A 19,331-nucleotide genomic window follows, 5' to 3' on the forward strand; every position below is an offset into this window, starting at 1 on the left:
TCGGAGTACTGCTACACATGAATTGGGTCATGCATTAGGTTTAGCAGATCGTTCAAGCGGGTCAACAATTATGAATACAAATCGAGATCGTAAAACGCTTACTAATCCTACTAGTCTAGATATACAAAATGTGAGAAATCGGTAAAATAATTGGTTGATTTTAAAAGGGAGGAAAAAATGAAATCTATAAATTTAATAGGCGCTTCATTAATAATTGGAATTTTGATTGGCTGTAGTTCTTCAGCCTCAACAGATAAGACTTATCAAATAAATGAGCATAGGGATGAGAAACTTCCTGATAATCTATCTGAAATAATTGGTAATTCAGATGTAATTGTAAAGGGGACCTATAATGAATTAATTAGGACTGAAAACATGATCCGATCGGCTAACGACCCTACTGTTCCTTCAGACGATTTTTATACAGAAGGATTAATTTATGATTTTACCATTAATAAGACATACAAAGGTGACGTTATAGATTCAATTAAAACTAGCGTTACCCATTTAGATGAACTTCCTATAATGGAAGATGACGGAGAAGTAGTAGGAGAAGTGACTGTTGAAGTTATTGATTATGAAGAAATAGACGAAAATAAGGAATACGTTCTATTTTTAGTAGACGGAAGTTATATTGAAGAAGGATTATATACACCAGCTTCTGAGATCTATATTATCGAAATAAATAATAATTCATTACAATTTCTATCTAAAAGGATTGAAGGAAACTTGTATGAAGCAATAGAACTTGAAGAAAATGGAGACGATGTAAGTCATGCAGTTCTTACAACCGAATATAGGGAAGATATTTCAGTTGATATTGTCCAAGAATTCGACCTTGTAAAAGATTACCTTGGTGCAGAAGATATTGATACTCTTAATAAACTTGAAGAATATCTTGAATAGTATTCTTTTATTGGCCTCCATTCTTTCTTGAATAGAGGCCTTTTTGTTCGCCTCGGCGAACAAAAAGAGAAAAAGCATAGTCATTTATGCCATGCTTTTCTTCATATTATTGACTTAAACGAACTGTATCACGGGCAATCATTACTTCTTCATTTGTTGGAATAATGATTACTTTTACTGGAGAATGAGGATAGTTTAAGAACGCCTCTTTACCACGTACCTTATTTAAAGATGGATCCCAATAAACGCCCATATACTCTAAACCTTCTAATACACGTTCGCGAATAACGTCACTGTTTTCACCGATTCCAGCTGTGAAAATAATCGCATCTACGCCTTTCATACTAGCGGCGTAAGAACCGATGTATTTATGAATTCTTGAAGTGAACACTTCTAATGCAAGTTCAGCACGTTCATTTCCTGCTTCCGCTTCACTTTCAATATCACGTAAGTCACTTGAAAAACCAGTTACTCCAAGCATTCCACTTTCTTTGTTTAATACGTTGATAACCTCGTAAGCATCCTTACCCGTTTTTTCCATGATATAAGGAATTAAGGCCGGATCAACATCACCAGAACGAGTTCCCATTGTCACACCAGCAAGAGGTGTGAACCCCATTGAAGTATCAATCGATTTACCACCCTCAATGGCAGCAATACTTGCCCCGTTTCCAAGGTGACAAGAGATTAAACGAAGCTGTTCTACTGGACGATCCAATAACTCAGAAGCTCTTTCTGTCACATACTTATGAGACGTTCCGTGGAAACCATATTTACGAATGCCGTATTTTTCATAATACTCATAAGGCAAGCTATACAAATAAGAACTTTCAGGCATTGTTTGGTGGAACGCTGTATCAAATACAGCTACAGCTGGAACATTTGGTAACACACTATGGAAAGCTTTAATTCCAATAATGTTCGCTGGATTGTGTAAAGGTGCTAATTCCGAAACAGCTTCAATTCCTTGTAAAACTTCGTCTGTAATTAAAACAGAATCATTAAACTTCTCGCCACCATGAACGACACGGTGTCCGATTCCTTCAATTTCGTCTAATGAATCAATAATTCCTTGACCTGTTAATTTTTCTAATAAAATCTTAACAGCTACTTCATGGTCGACAATGTCACTGATTTCTTTTACTTTTTCATCATTTACTTCAATTGTAAAAATAGAATCATTCATCCCGATTCTTTCCACAATTCCTTTAGTTAAAACCGTTTCTTCGGGCATATTTAGTAGCTGAAACTTCAACGAAGAGCTTCCAGCGTTAATCGCGATAATTTTTGCCATTTTATAAACAGCTCCTTTAGTTTTTATACGTGTAAATGAGAAGTCTGTAGTTCTTCTCAACTTTTAACTTAAAAAAATCTTTCCCTTCTACATTTAAGCATTCTGTTCCCCGTTTTTCAAGGGGATTGTCCTTTTCTCTCTGTATATCTCTTAAATTCTTTATTTTCTGATTTGATAACGTTTTCTGTAAGCGTTATATAATTCCATCATTCCCCACTTCCCCTAAAATAACAGCACCTACCCTCAAAAAAAGACTACTCAAAAGGGCGAGTGACCTTTTGAGTAGTCTTTCCATAAGAAAGTAAATAGTGACTAAACATATCATTGATGAATCATTTTATTTTCCTAATTGCTGTTTGAACCAACGATCAATTTGTTTAATCATATCCGCTAACGCTTCAGCTTTAGAGAACGAAGGCAGCTCAGCTAATAAGGCTTGCTGAACTTGAGTAACCCCTTCGCCTTTTTTCTGCAACATTAAAATACTCTTTGCCTGTTGTTCAGATTTAAACATTGACTTTGGCAACTGTAACAACCCTAAAATAATGCTTTTTTCCTTCAAAAATTTATGCAGCTTTTCAGACTGATCACTATTAAATAAAAAGTTTGGCACTAAAAAGAATAAGTAACCGCCATCTCTCGTTTGCTTCATCGCCTGTTCTATCATAAGGTGGTGGATAAATGAATGGCCTTCTGGTGCCTTTAGCTCATATTCCTTGGCAACTTCATCATTCGGGTAATAACCAACTGGCAAATCAGTAACGACAATATCCGTTTTCAAATCTGGTAATGGTTGAATGCTATCTTGATGAAAAAGTTCTACTTCATTCTGCTGTAAATTTGCGCTAACAAAAGCTAAATTCAATAAAGTTTCATCCGCTTCAAAACCGATCGCTTTAGCTGGCTTTGGCGATTGATTTAATACAGCTGATAATAGATTTCCTGCCCCTAGAGCTAAATCTGTGATCAAAAAATCTTTCTTTAAATCAACTGACACTTTATTTATTAAGTAGCTTACAAATAAACTAACCGCATCGGGTGTTAAGGAATGATGAGGTTGAACAGCGCCCTTCATCCCTTTTAATACAGTTAATTGAAAGGTTTTCCGTACAACCTCTTTATCAAGCTTGTCCAAATCGATTTGTTCAAATATAGTTTGAAGTTTTTTCTTTTCAATTTCATTTTTTGTTTCAATCATTTCACCTTTAAATAACTGGTCAGCAACAAGTGCCAATGAATCTAAATACAAGAGCTCCTTTTCTTCGCTTATTAGCTCTGCACCCCGATCAAAATATTGAAATAAGTTCTCTAAACGCTCTTCTTGCTTTAACATAATAACTCCTCCGTTTTTCTTCTCTCCATTAATGATGACATCTATTTAACTACTGTCGTTTCAATATGCCCTTATTGTTTTATCTCTTCATTCTAACCATCTTACCGAAAAGAGAAAACAAAAAAAGAAATTTATCTTATTTTCTCAACTTTCGCATCGAGAAAAAGATAATATACCCTCCGGCTGTCGCTCCCAAACAGACACTCCGCGTCCTTGCCGAGAACCTCATGAGCCTCCTCAGCACGCTTGCGGGGTCTCATTGGACGGTTTATTCCTGCGGGAGTCTCCGTGTCTGTTTGTCCGCTAGATAATGGAATCGAATCTAGGTTCACTTTTCTCATTGAATAAAAAATAGTCATTCCTTCAACGTACATGAGCTTGAGAATGATTTTTCTCCTTCCATGACTAATTCCGTTACAGTTGTAAACAAATCCGTGTTGATGCTCTGTACGTTAGCTAGATGAACGAGCTGGTTTCGATTTGAATCCTGTCTTTTCATTCCGGCAGACTTAGGAAAAAAATAGGGGGCAACTACCTATTTAGTTCCATAACCAACAAAGGTAAGAAGAAGGTTCTTCTGCGTTAGAAATAGCTGATTGAGAATGGCCATATCATCAAGCATCTCCCCTACACTTAGCGGACAAAACCATACGGAGACTCCCGCAGGAATAAACCGTGGAGCGAGACCCCACAGGTGTACCGAGGAGGCTCGCCAGGTTCCTGCAGGACGCGGAGTATGGTTTTGGTAGCGACAGCCGAAGTATATAATTTTAGTGAATAGATCTCTTCAACAGTCTACTAAGAGAGGTGTTCAGACTGTCATCGATTGAACCGTTCATGTAAAGTCAATTTGAGTATGGTATCGCCCTAAAGTCAATCTCTATCAACGGTTAAGAGTCCATCATACGCTGCGAAAGTTGAGTTATTTTCTTTAAGTTGATCAAACAATGAACGGATTGCTTTGATAAAAGGAAAGAAAAAGACCTTTATCTCATCACGCTGAAATAAAGGTCCTCGTTTCGGTCATATTAAATTCTGACTCTATCCTTGTTGGCTTTCCACTAATTGTCCTTAGCTTCCAACTACAAAGGAGGCTGTTGACGATAATTATTGTCGTGGTGATTAAGGTGGTCGTGATGTTCACCCTTTTTGTCATGGTAAATCATTTGTTGGATCTTCTCGACCACTTGTGGAGCAAAATCTAATAAGCGCTCATAGAGGTGAGTACTATTGTCTAAATGAACCATTTTTACACCTGAACTATTCACAATTAAAAAGGCCATAGGCGTAATCGAAACTCCCCCTCCACTACCTCCTCCAAAAGGATGCGAATGCCCATCATTTGAGTGATGGCTATCTACGGAAAATTCACTCCCCCCTGCCGCAAAACCAAAGCCCACTTTTGATACAGGTAAAATGACACTACCATCTGGTGTTTCAACCGGATCTCCGATGATTGTATTGACATCCACCATTTCTTTTAAATTTTCCATTGCGGTTTTCATTAATCCTTGAATTGGATGATCAGACATGACTTTTCCCTCCTTGTTATTTTCTTACATTGACTGATCCATTGCATTTCCTTGCTGATCAGTTTTTTTTGTTTTGTGCCAATGTTTGACGATCAAAAGTCCTGCAATGATAGCTTGTCCGATTCGAAATGAGAACATGCATGAAAAGTTCGTTTTTGTCATCATTCCTTGATAAATAGGATCAACCTGAATTCGTGGATAATGAACGAGCGTAAAAAAGTTTGAAACAAAACCAATGACTACCCCCTTTAATGTCCATAATGCCCCAGCAAGTTGAGCCGTCAAAACAGCATCATCAACCCCAACTTGAGAATGCCATTCCAATTTTTTTACTTTTACCTTCTTCATAAAACGTTGAACAATTTTATAAAATCCAGTTACCTGTTGTAAAAACCTTTGCGATTTTTTAATCTCTTTTTTTAACCAGTTAATCGTAAATCTTTGCTTTTTGTCGGTTGTCCCTAGTGGGCTTTCATTCTTCTCTTCCAGAGTAACACTCAATGTTTTCGGATCAACTTTTATAACAGGAGAAGAAAAGGTATAAATATGAATCGCCCATAACTTTACTTGAACCGTTAATAAATCATCATCTATTTGATGTTGATAATGACAATCTATCGTTATTTTTGCCAAAAAAATGAGCATACCAAACAAAAACAAAACCCCAGATATAATCCACCAAATCATCATAATCTCCCTTTATCCATTACCACTTGTAATTGATCCTATGTTTTCCTCTTTTAACAAAAATAAACCTAACCAATTTTTTGGCTAGGCTTAAATTACTATTCCTTTTCATGAATGACGTATGTATCAGCGACCATATCATGAATTCCTTGTTTGTTTGGAGAAAAGGCAATGACTAAATAAATGAGTTTTGTCCAAAAGAAAATTTGCTGTATCAGTCTCCCTATTCCTTCGCGGAAGATAACTTGTGTCCATGTTAACTTTTCCCCGTTCTTACTGACCACCCTTAATCCAAATACCATTTTCCCTAATGTTTGCCCCACATATTTAGTTAGAAAGGCAAAGTAAAGGAAAAAGCTCAATGCAACTGCAAAGGATTCAAGCGTAAAGGTGAATAAAATCGATGCTCCAATCTCATTTATTCTTAATATCGGTCGGATAATAATACTATTTATCGAAAATAACACAACCATATCAAGCAAAAAGGCCCAAAGCCGCATCCAAAATCCAGCATAACGCACAGTCGCGATTGTTTGGCTTTCTTCAAGTTGTTGATGTATCCTTTTACTTGGCTCCTCTACAACTAAAGGACTCCTTTCTCCCGCTTTCGTTAGAACAGCCTCTTTTCTATCATGATAAGCTAATTTCGCCTTTTGGTTAACATGTATGGCTCGTCCTCTTCTTTTCATTCCCACTACTTGTTCACTATTCATCACGTCCACCCCTTATTCAGCATATAAGTACTTCAAAGTTGGAGTGCGTTGTTCTTGCAAAAACTGTAACATAGCAGCCGCTTCATGCTCTGGATTTAGATTTATTTTGGGAGCAGCAATTCTCAGCAAATCAGTAAGCTGTGTTGTGTGACTATATTTTACTACCGTATAATCTTGACCTAGCTCTTCTTTTAACCCGGCTATCACCGTTTCTAAATTTCCTAATTCATCGACTAGACCGAGTTCAAATGCTTGCTTCCCTGTATAAATACGCCCGTCCGCGATTTCGCGTACTTCCTGTTCACTCATGTCCCTACCTTCTGCGATGATGCGCACAAATTCGTCAAATGATTCGTCAATGATTGATTGTAAAATCTCACGTTCTTCATCTGTCATTTCACGAGTAGAGGACATAATATCTTTAAACTCGCCACTTTTAATCGTATTGACTTCAATTCCAAATTGCTCAGCTAAACCAGCAATATTAATCGATTCCATAATAACCCCGATTGATCCTGTAATCGTTTGGTTATTAGCGTAAATTTTGTTAGCTGGTGCAGCAATATAATACCCTCCTGAAGCGGCCATATTCCCCATAGATATGTAAACTGGCTTTTCATACTCATCTTGAATTTTTAAAATTCGTTCATAGATTTCCGCACTTTCTACCACTCCTCCACCTGGAGTATTGACATCAAGAATGATTCCCTTAACAGCAGAATCCTTGGCTGCCGTATCCATTTGCTCCAAAAACTTTTCGTGATTATAGCCATCCACAGCAAAGAAGCCAGGGTTTCCACCGGTATCTTGAATGACCCCATCTAATTCAATCACAACAATCTTTCCTGATGCCGTACCGACTTCCACTATTTCCTCATGACCAGCCGTTACCGAACTAGTGCCTTGAATTTCTTGTAACGCGTTTTGGGCAAACGATAGAAAATTCATAAAAATAGCGACTCCGACTAAGACGACGACAGCTCCTAAAGCCATCCACCTTTTCCCATTCATAAAATGCCTCTTTTCTCTTTTTGATTTATTGAACTTTTTTTGCCAAATGCAACTGGGTTCTTTTTCCTAATCAATGGTTATGATAACATAAGTAACCAAGATATTAAAAAGATCATAATCACGAATTTTGAATTCATTACTGAAGGGATGATCAAACATGTCTGACCAAAATAAGTATTACCTATTTTCTAAGGAAACTGAAACAATGCTCCAATTATCTGAACCTCTTAAGGAGCGTTTAAATGAGCATGGATTTATTCCAACTTCCACTCCTTTTGAAGCGAACTTTATTTTAAGTGTCGGTGGAGATAATACCTTTTTACAAGCTGTCAGAAAAACCGGTTTTCGTAACGATTGTATTTATATTGGTGTAAATACAGATGATTTAGGTTTTTATACTGACTTTACCCTAGACCAACTTGAACCGTTAATGATGGCAATGAAGGAAGAACAATTAAAAGTAAGACGATACCCTGTTTTAAAGGTAAAAATTGATCAAAAAGATCCTTTTTACTGTTTAAATGAATGTACGATTCGTTCAAGTGTTATTAAAACATTTGTAATGGATGTTATCATCGACGATCAATATTTTGAAACATTTCGTGGTGATGGCATGATCGTTTCAACCCCTACCGGAAGCACCGCTTACAATAAATCAGTAGGTGGGGCGGTAATTGATCCAAAGTTACCATCCATGCAAATAAGTGAAATTTCTTCCTTAAATAATAGTGAATATCGAACATTAGGTACTTCTTTTATTTTAGGTTCTGATCGTAGTCTCACTTTAAAAATTGTCCAAACTGGAAATGAACATCCCGTTATCGGCATCGATAATGAAGCATTAGCATTTCCTCAAGTAAAACAAGTCCATTTACAACTTGCAAACCGTTATATTAAAGTATTAAAACTCGATAACAACTCCTTCTGGGATCGGGTCCAACGAAAGTTTTTATAAGGAAAAAGACCTTGCAGCTATACATAAGCAAGGTCTCTTGGCGAAAGAGTAGGCATCTACTCTTTCGAATACATTATCCGTCCATCTACAATCGTTTTTAATACTTCTGCTTTCAAAATTTCATCTGGTTCAATTTGAAAAAGATCCTTTGACAATACAGTCATATCTGCTAAATATCCTTCTTTTAGCTTTCCAACAAAGTTTTCTCGATTGATGGCATAAGCACTTCCCGTTGTAAAAAGTTGAACCGCTTCAAATGGAGTCAAACGTTCATTTGGGTTATAACCTTGATGGCCTTCTTCTGGTTTTCTACGAGTAACGGCAGCATGAATTCCTAACAATGGGTCAACTGGTTCAATCGGGGCATCCGAACCACCCGCACATGCGAGACCGTCTTTCAATAATGTTTTCCATGCAAATGATTCCTTCAATCGCTCCATCCCTAAACGCTCTTGTACCCAAGGAAAATCGGAAGCCACAAAACGAGGTTGAATATCTAGGATTACGGGTAATTTTTTCATGCGTTCCCGTAAGTCTTTACGTGCGACCTGAACATGTATCAATCGATCACGTCCACTGGTCGCTGGGAATGCCTCGATTGCATTCAAGGTCATTTCTAAAGCTCCATCACCAATGACATGAATGGCTACATTCATATTATTTTCTCTTGCAAGTTTCACTAAGTCATTTAATTGTTCCTGTGTATGAATCGCAACCCCTGATGTACTCGGGTCATCTGTATAAGGGTGAGATAATAGCGCTGTTCGGCCACCAAGAGCTCCATCCGCAAAAATTTTTAAAGCACCTGTTTCCACATAACGTCCTTGTCTTTTTAATTTTATTGCACCTACTTGTTCAACTGCTTTATGATTTACAAGTAAGTGTGCTCTAAATCTTTGCTCCCCCTGTTCAATAACTTGTTCAAAAACAGATAACGTCCCAAGTGGATCTCCATAATAAGCTAAATCCTCAGAATGTCCACCAACCAAGCCGTGAGCTAACATATCATCAATCGCAAGTCTTAACGCTTTTTCTATATAAAGCATTTGCACATTTGGCATTACCTGCTTCACCAATTCAGCCGCTTCATCCAGCAATAACCCAGTAGGTTGTCCTTGAATATCCTTAACGATCACACCACCATCTGGATTTGGCGTGTCTTTTGTTATCCCAGCTAATTCTAATGCCTTACTATTCACTAAAGCCGCATGACGACAAACCCTCGATAAAATCATTGGCTTTCCATTCGAAATGAGATCAAGCTCTGAACAGTGGAAGATTTTACGATCTACAAAATTATTTTCATTCCAGCCATCGCCAATAATCCACTCATCATCACGGTTTGCTTGTTTTTTTAATAATTCATACATTTCATTCGAGGAATATACTTCTGATAAATCTAGCCGTAAAAGCTTTTCGCCGTGGCCAATCATATGTAAATGACTATCAACGAATCCTGGATAAACAAAAGCACGTTCTAAATCAATCGTTTCTGTTATTTCTTGTTTGTATTTATGTAATAACTGCTCTTTTAAACCAACTGCTTTTATCAGACCATCTTTTACAAAAATAGCTTCATTTGATTCCCCTTCACGTTCCATTGTATAAAAGGTTGCATTTATCCATAAAGTCCCCACTTGATCTCATCTCCAATGTGTTTAAAGTTCACTATTTCTTCTCATTTTAACTTTTTACACAAATTAAATAAAGAGAGTAGTTTCCTACTCTCTCTAAGCCAGTTTCATTTAATTATTTTTGATATCCGCCAAATTGTTGCTCTGCCATTTGAACAAGACGTTTTGTAATCTCGCCGCCTACAGAACCATTCGCACGCGATGTAGAGTCAGGTCCTAATTGAACCCCAAATTCTGAAGCGATTTCGTATTTCATTTGGTCAAGTGCTTGTTGTACACCTGGTACGACAAGTTGGTTAGAGTTGCTGTTTGCCATGTCTCTCACCTCCTTCTGTAACTATAGAATGTGCGTTGGAGGTAAGAAACATACAAAAATAAATATGGTAATTTTTATGGGAAAAATAATGATTTAAAACAACTCATCTATTTGATTTTGAACTTCTTCTTTTGCAGAAATCGTGAGCGTTTCCGTTCGCTCAACCGCATCATTCACATAATGCTCAATATCTAAATAGCTCTCATATTTATGAGCTTGATCTCTTCTTGGTCTTGTTTTCGAATCAGAAGGTAAGAAGATCGTACAACAATCTTCATAAGGTAATATCGAAGTTTCATACGTATCAATTTTATGAGCAATGTCAATAACCTCTAATTTATCCATTGTTACAAGCGGACGAATAATCGGTAAGTTCGTCACTTCATTGATCGTATTCATACTGTGCAATGTTTGACTGGCAACTTGTCCTAAACTTTCACCTGTTGCTAACGCCAAAATTCCTCTTTCATTCGCGATTTTTTCACTAATACGAAGCATGATCCGACGCATTAACGTCATTTGAAAATGACTTGGAGCTTCTTTATATAAATATTTTTGAACATCTGTAAAAGGTACTAAATGAAGTTTAATACTTGCACCATACTTCGTTAACGTTTTCGCTAAATCAATGACCTTTTGTTTCGCCCGTTCATTTGTATACGGCGGGCTATGAAAGTGGATAGCCTCTAGCTTGGCTCCACGCTTTAAAATGAGATATCCTGCAACTGGGCTATCAATTCCTCCTGATAACATCAAAAGAACCTTACCACCCGTTCCAACAGGTAATCCTCCTGCTCCTTCATAAACACCTGATGTAATATAGGTAGCTGTTTCGCGCACTTCAACACGGATATCTAAATCAGGGTGATGAACATCCACTTTTATATCATCAGTATTTGATAAAATATGTCCACCAAGATGATGATTTAATTCCTGAGAGCCAATTGGAAATGGTTTATAAGCTCGTCTTGCTGAAATTTTAAATGTATGAATCGCCTTTTCTTTAGCACTTTCATTAAATAAATGTAGAGCCGCATCTTTTATTTTATCTAATTCATTTTCAACCTTAACCGCTAGGCTCATCGAATGAATTCCAAAAACATTTTGTAACTTGTCCACAACTGGTTCGTAATCTTGTCCATTTAATTCAACGATGATACGGCCAAATGTTCTTTTCACTTTCGTTTCCGGAAATGGTTTTAACGCGTATTTCATATTTTGTTGCAATTGCTTTTCAAAGTACGTCCTGTTTTTCCCTTTTAAAGCAAGCTCACCGTAACGAACTAATATATGATTATATTCCATCTAATGCCCCTCCACTTTCAATCGTTCTTCATTATTCCTTGCATGTAACTACAAACGGATCAATGACCATCCCACAATCAAGCACGACATTTAACCATGTACTTTTAATAAATCAGGAATGATTTTGTGTAAATGAGATAAAACAATGTCGACTTCTGCTTCTGTATTTTCATAAGAAAAGCTAATCCGAATTCCACTACTAGCTTCGTTTTCATCTAACCCTTGCGCTACCAAAATTCGACTCGGCTCCGATAATTTTGACGAGCAAGCTGATTTCGTTGAGACATAAATTTTTTCTTTAGATAAAGCTTGAATAAGGACCTCAGGCTTGATATGTCCAACTGAAAAATTAATAATATGTGGAGCTGAAGATTCAACGTCTGTATTTACCCTTACTTTATCAATCACTTCTAAACCATTGATAAGCTTTTCCTTCAATTTTGTCAGCTTTTGATTTCCGACTGAACTTTTTTCTTTTTCAAGACGATAAGCTTTAGCCATCGCCACAACCCCGGCAACATTCTCAGTTCCAGCTCTTAATTTCAACTCTTGTTCCCCACCATGTAACAGTGGCCCTAACCGATTTCCTTCTTTTACATACAATAAGCCTGTCCCTTTTAAACCATGGAATTTATGAGCAGACATCGTACAAAAATCGATTCTTAATTTGGCAAGATTTAATGGTACTTTATGTGCTCCCTGGACATGATCAACATGAAAACGTACATGTGGATAATGCTTCAATACGTTAGAGACAGCTTCAATTGGTTGGATCGCACCCGTTTCATTGTTGACATGAATCAAAGATATCAAAATCGTATCAGGGCGGATCGCCTTTTCTAAATCATCCAATGAGATTTGTCCGTTATTATCAACACCTAAATAGGTCACTTCATAACCTTGTCTTTCTAACTCTAGAAACGTTTCATAACTTGCCGCATGTTCAACCATTGAGGTAATAAAATGACCGCCTCTATTTTTTCTCGCGAACGCCGTTCCTTTTATCGCTAAGTTATTTCCCTCTGTCCCACCTGATGTGAAAACAATTTCTTTTGTTTTAACTTGCAGTTGATCAGCAAGCATTTTTCGAGCTTTATCTAATAAAACTTGAGCTTCCATCCCTAACGTATGCAAAGAAGACGGATTCCCAAAAAAGTCTTTAGATACTTTTATATATGTTTGAATGACCTCATCTAAAGGCCTTGTCGTTGCACTATTATCGAAGTAAATCATCGTGATTAAATCCACTCCCCATATGACAATTAAAAGATTGCATCACTATATGTTAGCATAAAATGTTGAAATAACAATATAAGAACCGTTATTTTATTACCTAAGAAATATTGAATGAATATTGCGACTTATCATTCCTCTGTTCCATTAGCCCTTTAAAGTATGTTAAGATATTTGACGTTGTTCATTTTGAATATTGGTATTTTGGTTTTTGACTTTTTTAATTTTTTTGATTATTCCTGTTATTTAATTTCTCGTAAAGAAGATGGAAATAATTTAAATACATTCTGAACTTTCTTTTACTATTCAAAATTAACAGGTCAGAAAAACTAATGTACAAATATTATGAGCGAACTTCTATGATTTAACAGCTATATGGAGGCCTTGTAAATGAAACAAAATCTTTCAAATAAAAACCTATTCGCACTAGGTTTTTTAATGCTTGCCTTATTTTTAGGTGCTGGAAACTTAATTTTCCCACCTCAATTAGGTCAAGAAGCAGGTACATCAGTCCTGCCTGCGATATTCGGTTTTTTATTAACCGGTGTCGGGTTACCATTATTGGCGATTGTCGCCATTTCTCAAACGAATGGAGATATGTTTGAAATAGCCAATCGGGTCCACTCCAAGTTTGCAATCGCTTATTCGTTTGCGATTTATTTAGCACTCGGTCCTTTTTTTGGAATTCCGAGAACAAGTACTGTTACTTATGAAATAGGAGTTGCTCCGTTTTTGCCAGACGAAATGCAAGGAAGCTTGTCTTTATTAATCGCAACTTTTATCTTTTTTGTTCTCACTTATTTTTTATCTTTAAACCCTTCAAAACTAATTGATCGGATCGGAAAAATGTTAATGCCATTATTATTAATTTTAATTGGGGTTTTAACATTCTCTTCCTTTGTTATGTTTGATTTTAATCAAATCCATTCCCCCATTGAAAAATATGAAAATGGGGCGATTTTCTCTGGATTTATCGAAGGATACTTAACGATGGATACGATCGCAGCACTCATTTTTGGTATCGTCATAATGGATCGTCTTGCTGACTTAGGTATTAAAGATAATAAACTCGTTGCCAAATACACGATCCAATCAGGACTAATTGCAGGGGCAGGTCTTTCTTTTGTCTACATTAGTTTAGCTCTATTAGGCACGATTAGCGTTTCCGTCGTTGGTTCCTTTGATAATGGCGGTCGTATCTTGTCAGAAATGTCCTTTGAGATGTATCAACATTTCGGAACAATATTACTTGCGGCTGTCATCATTGTCGCTTGTTTAACAACCGCGATTGGACTTGTTTCGGCATGTAGTGAATTTTTGGCGAAAAGATTTCCGAAAATTAGCTATTCCATTTTTCTATTTATCCTTACATTCGCTAGTTTTTTAATGGCAAACCTAGGATTGAGTCAACTTATTTCAATCTCTTTACCTGTTCTTATTTTCCTTTACCCGATTACAATTGCTTTAATTGTCTTAGCCATTGTCCACTCTTATGTAAAGGTAAAACAACCGGTATACATTTGTACAATTATTGCAACGTCTATCTTTAGTTTAATAGATGGGTTAGTAGCAGCGGGATTACCAATGAATAGTTGGTTACCATTTCTTGATTATATTCCTTTATACAATAATGGAATTGGTTGGTTCTTCCCAGCTCTTATCGGATTATTAATTGGTATCACCATTGCTAAACTACAAAATCATTCAGAATAAAAAACAAAAAGTCATGAGAAGCTTTTATACGCTTCTCATGACTTTTTAGTGTATGGAAAGAAGTTACTTGCTTAACTTGCGTGTACTTCTTCCTTCATAAATCGTTCTTCAATCTTTTGATCAAATGGGCGGATCGTTTGAATGGTTAGCTCAATAGCTTCTTCATAATGATAACTTCTGAAAAGTTGTTCGGCTTCTGTTAATGCTTGATAGACATTTTCAGACTTACTACGGTATCGATTTCCGTATTGAATTAACTTCTCTGCTAAATCGGCTTGCTCAATCGTTTCAGTTATTACTTTTTCATTGTCATGAATAATTTCAACAGCATCCTTAATTAAAGCATTTACTCTGCCCATTTCTAAGGGGACTTGCTCTAATTGATTCGTCGTTTTTGTTAAAATTTCTTCCCCTTGCTTTAACTTCTCCAAGACAATTAATGGCAAGCCAGGAATATTGCTTTTACGAATGATTCGTTTATTATCTATTAGAATTTGACGAAGTTCCGTAACCGTTTCCTTTGCTTTCCATTCATCTTCTCTTAATGTATCTAAGTTTTCTTTTGCTTTTTTCATTTCTTCTTTAATTTGGTCAATTGCTTCAACCCACTTTTCCATCATTTCTTGAATGGACGTAAAGGTTTGTTTTTCATTTTCTGAAACATCCACAATCACTTGCAATTGCTTCGTCGTTTCTTGAAGCTTTTTGCGTATCTTTTCTTGCATCTTTAATTCTTCATCTGTAATTCGATAGCTTAATTGAACATGACTCGTTTCTGCCATTAAATCTTGCAGTTTCGTATCTAGCTCCATTAAACGATCCTTTTGTTCAGGAAGTTTCTCTAGTACAGCTTTTTTAGCGTCAACTTCTTCCTCTAAAGTTAAATACATTTGTTCAATTTGTTCACTTATCTTCGTCAAACCATCTTCAATTCCATCAAGCTCTAGCTCTTTTAACTGGGTTAAATAAGCTTCCAATTCCTTTTCGATATTTTGAATTCGATTCTCAAAATTAAGGGACTTTAAATAATACCCTGACTGCTCCATTTCACTAATACCTAAGCGTAAATTTTTGCACTCAACGGGTAAAGTCGCTTGCAATTGAACGAGTAATGTTGGAATTTGTTCCATTTGTATCGAACTCGTCTCAAGTTTTTTCTGTATATCGCCAAGAATCGTTCTAGCGTTTAAATAATTTCCCTCTTTAGTTGCCTTATCAAATTCAGAGAGCCCTTCCTCAATTTCAAGTAACGACTGGTCAAGGGCTTCAACCGTTAACCCATAAGAGCCTCTTTTTCGGAGTAATTCCTTTTCCAACTCTTGAAATTTCGTTCGGATTGCTCCGATTTCTGTCCGGTTCTTTTCTTCACTCTCGACAAAGTGTTGGACATCATCTAACATCACTTTTAACTGTTCTTCAATACTAGCTAAACGTTGGTCAATATGAGTAACAATTCCTTTTGCACGTTTAAAACGATACTTGTTTGCCGATTCCTCAATATTAAAAAGCTCTTCTTCAATATCTGGCAATATCGTTCCAACAATCTCATCCCAGTCATTGCGCCATAGTTCGAATTTTTGTTCTGTTTCTCCAGACATATGTAATCTTTTTACACGACTTATTTCCTCTGGAACTGGTCGATTTAAAATTTCATTTTTCCAGCCTTCTAATCGATCTACCTCTTGATAAATCTTTTTGCGAAAAAGCATACCAACCAAAAATACGAGAATGACAATGGCAATTAAACTATATAGTATGATCATCAGAAGTCTCCCTTCCTAATTGCTCCGTTAACTTAAAAGGTTTTAAAATAGGGTCAAGAATTAAAATATGTATATTTTTCACAATCACAATTATATTAAAATTTATGTATGAACTCTCATTCTTCAAAAAGAGTGAAAATCCTGCTTTTTCAACAAAATTCCTTAAATTTCTGCCTTTTCACCTATGTAATATGATACCATGAAATATAGGTTTTGTATGCTTTTTTTCATAGTCGATAACGATTCTTTTAACAGAAAGAAGGCGGTATTTAGATGATTTTATTTGATGGACATGTCCATACACCATTTTGTCCACATGGGTCAAAGGACTCGATTCACGCTTACTGTGAACAGGCGATCAAATTCGGTCTTACAAGTATTAGTTTTACTGAGCATGCTCCTTTACCTGAGGGATTTGTTGATCCTGTTCCATTACAAGATAGTGCGATGTCAAAAGAGAATTTGCCTCTTTATATTAAAGAGCTGACTTCCATTAAACGACAGTATGCTAATCAACTTAAAGTTAATATCGGTTTAGAGGTTGATTATATCGAGGGGTTTGAGCAAGAAACGACCTCATTTTTAAATGAATTTGGACCCTATTTAGATGATAGCCTATTATCTGTTCATTTTCTTAAATACAACCAAAACTATACTTGTATCGATTATAGCCCCGAAACATTTGAACAGTTAACAATAGAGTTAGGTTCCACTGAAGCGGTACATGAATTATATTATCAAACGATCGAAAAATCGATTGCAGCCCAGTTAGGTCCTTTTAAACCAAAACGGATTGGACATATTACCCTAACACAAAAATTCATTAAAAAATTTCCCACTCATTATCCGTTTGAAAAAAGATTGGAAACAATTCTTCCTCTTGTCAAAGAAAAAGGATTGGCGATAGATGTTAATGGAGCTGGTACGTTAAAACCATTATGTGGCTTGACCTATCCTCCGTTGCCGATTATTAATAAAGCTGCGGAATTACAGATTCCTCTTATTTATGGCTCTGATGCCCATCAAATAAAAGGGATGATGTCTGGTCAAGACCAATTACCAAACACCATCACCTTTGTTTCCTCTATTTAAATTTAACTCAACTTTCGCATCGAAAAAATCCGTTCAACTAGTTGGCAGAGCGAATAGAAGCTCTTAAACAAATGCCCTTGACACGTTTGAAAAGCGAGAACGCACTATCACACCAAACGGATAAACTGTGCATCAAGAAAAAATAGACAATGCTCTTCTTCGGCGGTCGCTCCCAAACAGACACTCCGCTCCTTGCCGAGAACCTCATGAGCCTCCTCAGCACGCTTGCGGGGTCTCATTGGACGGTTTATTCCTGCGGGAGTCTCCGTGTCTGTTTGTCCGCTAGATAATGGAATCGAATCTAGGTTCAGTTTTCTCATTGAACAAAAAACAGTCATGACTTCAAAGTACAGTAGCTTGAGAATGATTTTTCTCCTTCCATGACTCATTCCGTTCCAGTTGTAAACCAATCAGTGTTGATGCTCTGTACGTTAGCTAGATGATCAAGCTGGTGTCGATTTGAATCCTGTGTTTTCATTCCTGCAGACTTAGGAAAAAATAGGTGGCAACTACCTATTTAGTTCCATAATAACCAACAAAGTGAAGAAGAAGGTCCTTCTGCGTTAGAAATAGCTGATTGAGAATGGCCATATCATCAAGCATCTCCACCACACTTAGCGGACAAAACCATACGGAGACTCCCGCGGGAATAAACCGTGGAGCGAGACCCCGCAAGGCTTGCCGAGGAGGCTCGCCAGGTTCCCGCAGGACGCGGAGTATGGTTTTGGGAGCGACAGCCGAAGCACTTCATTTTAGTGAACAGATTCCTTCAACAGCCTACGAAGAGATGTATTCAGACTGTCAACGATTGAACCGTTCCTGTAAAGTCAATCTCTATCAACGGTTAAGGGTCAATCATACGCTGCGAAAGTTGAGATTTAAGATTCCTTATTTTTAATAGTTGCAAGGGGTAAATAGACTTTACTTGTTCTTATATTTTGCTCCTTGCCTAAACATTTATCGATCCAAAGGCTAATTTGTTCCATATATCTTTTTATAAAATATGGCTCTGTCGTTGAGAGCTGATTAATTTCTTGTAAATAGTGAGGATATAAGTAAGGCATAATAATCAGATGCCTTATTTGCAAGGTAACCATATCCAGTGGTTGTTTTTTAAACTCGCCATTTTGAATCCCTTTTCGTAAAATGGACTCAATTTCATGCTTCTCTTTCCTTAAATATGTTGACATCAATTCCCTTACTAAAGTTGAATCCAAAGTCATTTCACGATGGACAAGTCTAGCAAGATGATGGTTTTGTTGTTGATAAATGAGTAGCTCTTTTAATAAACCAGATAGGTGGTCTCTTTTTGTTGAGTAAACCTTCTTCTCCTCGGATTCCAAAATTGCTAAATATCCTTCAAAGAAGGTCATCATCAATTCCTCAAAAAGACCTTTTTTCCCTCCAAAATAATACGAGACGAGTGCAACATTGACCTTAGCCTTTTCTGCGATATGACGTACGGACGTTCCATCAAACCCTTGCATATAAAATAAATTAATCGCGGCATTCAACATTTTTTCTTTCGTTGCTGTACTCATACCATTCCCCTCCTATTTTATAAAGCGAAGCCTGTTTGTTTAGAAGCGAGAAAAAATTAGGGTCGGCTTCTGAAGACGCTTTTTGTCTTCATAAGACGAACCGATTTTTCTCGAGCTTCTAACAGGCGTAGCTAGATTGATTATAAAGCGAAGTCCGTTTGCTTAGAAGTGAGAATATCAAGGATCAACGCTAAGTTCGCGACATCCTGCCGCAACGCCTTGTACCCACGTCCTGTGGGCAAGGGCAGACTAAAAAGTCGCTTTTTGACTTTATAGGCTGTCCGATTTTTCTCGAACTTCTAA

At 36.8% G+C, this 19,331-nt stretch carries 16 protein-coding genes; 4 read left to right on the top strand and 12 right to left on the bottom strand.

The features are described 5' to 3' along the window. Positions 1–177: 177 nt before the first annotated feature. Entirely contained in the window at positions 178–906 is a 729-nt protein-coding gene (locus BALCAV_RS16545; protein ID WP_003324478.1) for a hypothetical protein, read from the top strand. 106 nt (positions 907–1,012) lie between these two features. Here the strand turns inward: BALCAV_RS16545 and BALCAV_RS16550 are convergent, their stop codons facing one another. The 6 genes from BALCAV_RS16550 to sppA form a co-directional block, all read right to left on the bottom strand. Then, positions 1,013–2,200, bottom strand: coding sequence for an acetate kinase (locus BALCAV_RS16550; protein WP_003324479.1), 1,188 nt, complete (start codon positions 2,198–2,200; stop codon positions 1,013–1,015). 337 nt (positions 2,201–2,537) lie between these two features. Then, complete coding sequence (locus BALCAV_RS16555; protein ID WP_003324480.1) at positions 2,538–3,533, bottom strand: class I SAM-dependent methyltransferase; 996 nt, start codon at positions 3,531–3,533, stop codon at positions 2,538–2,540. 1,082 nt (positions 3,534–4,615) lie between these two features. Continuing rightward, the gene (ytfJ, locus tag BALCAV_RS16565; protein ID WP_003324410.1) at positions 4,616–5,065 is read right to left on the bottom strand and encodes a GerW family sporulation protein; all 450 of its coding nucleotides are present in this window, start codon (positions 5,063–5,065) and stop codon (positions 4,616–4,618) included. Positions 5,066–5,089: 24 nt separating this feature from the next. After that, on the bottom strand, positions 5,090–5,752 hold the full coding sequence (locus BALCAV_RS16570) for a DUF2953 domain-containing protein (RefSeq protein ID WP_003324412.1): 663 nt from the start codon (positions 5,750–5,752) through the stop codon (positions 5,090–5,092). A 98-nt stretch (positions 5,753–5,850) separates the two neighbouring features. Continuing rightward, entirely contained in the window at positions 5,851–6,465 is a 615-nt protein-coding gene (locus BALCAV_RS16575; RefSeq protein ID WP_003324413.1) for an RDD family protein, read from the bottom strand. Positions 6,466–6,477: 12 nt separating this feature from the next. Beyond that, positions 6,478–7,476 carry a signal peptide peptidase SppA gene (sppA, locus tag BALCAV_RS16580; protein WP_003324414.1) on the bottom strand — a complete coding sequence of 333 codons (999 nt, stop codon included), beginning with the start codon at positions 7,474–7,476 and terminating at the stop codon, positions 6,478–6,480. A gap of 157 nt (positions 7,477–7,633) precedes the next feature. Between sppA and BALCAV_RS16585 the strand changes: the two genes are divergently transcribed. Next, positions 7,634–8,431 (top strand): NAD kinase, encoded by a 798-nt coding sequence (locus tag BALCAV_RS16585; RefSeq protein WP_003324415.1) that lies wholly within the window; start codon positions 7,634–7,636, stop codon positions 8,429–8,431. A gap of 56 nt (positions 8,432–8,487) precedes the next feature. On the opposite strand, the gene BALCAV_RS16590 is transcribed toward BALCAV_RS16585, so the two are convergent. The 4 genes from BALCAV_RS16590 to BALCAV_RS16605 all read right to left on the bottom strand — a co-directional run bounded on the left by BALCAV_RS16590 (position 8,488) and on the right by BALCAV_RS16605 (position 12,919). Further along, positions 8,488–10,068, bottom strand: coding sequence for an amidohydrolase (locus BALCAV_RS16590; RefSeq protein ID WP_003324416.1), 1,581 nt, complete (start codon positions 10,066–10,068; stop codon positions 8,488–8,490). Positions 10,069–10,180: 112 nt separating this feature from the next. Then, on the bottom strand, positions 10,181–10,381 hold the full coding sequence (locus tag BALCAV_RS16595) for an alpha/beta-type small acid-soluble spore protein (protein WP_003324417.1): 201 nt from the start codon (positions 10,379–10,381) through the stop codon (positions 10,181–10,183). A 93-nt stretch (positions 10,382–10,474) separates the two neighbouring features. After that, positions 10,475–11,686 carry a tRNA uracil 4-sulfurtransferase ThiI gene (thiI, locus tag BALCAV_RS16600; protein WP_003324418.1) on the bottom strand — a complete coding sequence of 404 codons (1,212 nt, stop codon included), beginning with the start codon at positions 11,684–11,686 and terminating at the stop codon, positions 10,475–10,477. A 90-nt stretch (positions 11,687–11,776) separates the two neighbouring features. Next, positions 11,777–12,919 (bottom strand): cysteine desulfurase family protein, encoded by a 1,143-nt coding sequence (locus tag BALCAV_RS16605; RefSeq protein WP_003324419.1) that lies wholly within the window; start codon positions 12,917–12,919, stop codon positions 11,777–11,779. A gap of 390 nt (positions 12,920–13,309) precedes the next feature. On the opposite strand from BALCAV_RS16605, the gene brnQ reads away from it, so the two are divergent. Then, a complete protein-coding gene (gene brnQ / locus BALCAV_RS16610; protein ID WP_003324420.1) occupies positions 13,310–14,632 on the top strand; it encodes a branched-chain amino acid transport system II carrier protein in 1,323 nt (440 codons plus the stop codon). A 71-nt stretch (positions 14,633–14,703) separates the two neighbouring features. Here brnQ and ezrA read toward each other — a convergent pair whose 3' ends face one another. Next, positions 14,704–16,395, bottom strand: coding sequence for a septation ring formation regulator EzrA (ezrA, locus tag BALCAV_RS16615; protein WP_003324421.1), 1,692 nt, complete (start codon positions 16,393–16,395; stop codon positions 14,704–14,706). A gap of 273 nt (positions 16,396–16,668) precedes the next feature. On the opposite strand from ezrA, the gene hisJ reads away from it, so the two are divergent. Beyond that, positions 16,669–17,487, top strand: coding sequence for a histidinol-phosphatase HisJ (hisJ, locus tag BALCAV_RS16620; protein WP_003324422.1), 819 nt, complete (start codon positions 16,669–16,671; stop codon positions 17,485–17,487). 878 nt (positions 17,488–18,365) lie between these two features. Here the strand turns inward: hisJ and refZ are convergent. Further along, positions 18,366–19,028 carry a forespore capture DNA-binding protein RefZ gene (gene refZ, locus BALCAV_RS16635; protein ID WP_003323857.1) on the bottom strand — a complete coding sequence of 221 codons (663 nt, stop codon included), beginning with the start codon at positions 19,026–19,028 and terminating at the stop codon, positions 18,366–18,368. Positions 19,029–19,331 lie beyond the last annotated feature (303 nt).

The sequence above is a fragment of the Alkalihalobacillus alcalophilus ATCC 27647 = CGMCC 1.3604 genome (assembly GCF_000292245.2).
GTDB lineage: Bacteria > Bacillota > Bacilli > Bacillales > Bacillaceae_D > Alkalihalobacillus > Alkalihalobacillus alcalophilus.